This is a genomic window from Blautia glucerasea (assembly GCF_020537505.1).
GTDB lineage: Bacteria > Bacillota > Clostridia > Lachnospirales > Lachnospiraceae > Blautia_A.
This window is the reverse complement of the sequence record NZ_JAJBMO010000088.1, coordinates 1-876: the sequence shown is the minus strand read 5'-3', so window position 1 is coordinate 876 and position 876 is coordinate 1. Positions and strand designations below refer to the sequence as shown.

1 protein-coding gene is annotated in these 876 nt (G+C 43.7%); it reads right to left on the bottom strand.

Translation table 11 applies throughout. From position 1 onward, the window contains the following. Positions 1-103: 103 nt before the first annotated feature. The gene (locus LIQ05_RS19355) at positions 104-544 is read right to left on the bottom strand and encodes an ECF-type sigma factor (RefSeq protein ID WP_055057436.1); all 441 of its coding nucleotides are present in this window, start codon (positions 542-544) and stop codon (positions 104-106) included. Positions 545-876: the final 332 nt, after the last annotated feature.

The following is an 876-nucleotide window of genomic DNA, read 5'->3' as shown; positions in this document are numbered from 1 at the left end:
ACCGTCATCATTTCTTCCTGCATTTCGGACACTTCTTTCTCATCCATCGTATCAATCCTCCTGTCTATTCGTTCTGATAATCAGCCGATGAGAGCCTTTTGTTTTATTCAAATTTCATGGACTTTTTGATTTTCTCCCGTAACCTCCGCAGTCTTGTATAAACAGTCTGCTCCGGCAGTTCCATGTGATGGCTGATCTCCTTTGGTGCATATCCCATCATCTTCAGAACAACCATCTGAAGAGTTTTCTTGTCAGTCGATAACAGGATCTGGAGCAATTCCTCATTCTCCACGGTATCGAGCAGGGCTTCCACACTCTCTGGCTGAGACTCTCCTGATTCTTTTTCTTCCAGAAGCAGTTCCATACAGTCCAGAAGTGAGGTCTGATGTTCCCGGAATCTCCGCTCTGCGTTAAAATCGTTCCAGTCATACTCCCGGAGCTTCTGGATCGTCTCTTCATCCACACCCTGCTCACGCAGGATCTTCTCTTCCTCTGCTTTCCACTGGTTCCATCTATATTCTTCTTTTGCTTTATTGTAAGCCACTTATCTTTTCCTCCGATCTGAATTTTTGTGAAATCAAATCGGAGTGTGGCGGTGATCTGGCTCGTTCTTCCTGTCCACAGGAATGTCCGGCATCTCTGCTGTTTCCCTGCAAACACGGATCTCCTTTGTAATCATATCTTTACAAAGGCACAGTGTATCGGATGCACCTGTCAGTTAACGGTCAGAAACCTGTCAATTGACGGTCAATTTTTATCACCTTCTTTCCAGCACAAATAAAATAAGACGAACAATCTTTTTACGGATTATTCGCCTTACTGCTGTTCGTTTTCATTATTCAATTCAAATTTGTAACCTATATCCCTGACACTGAC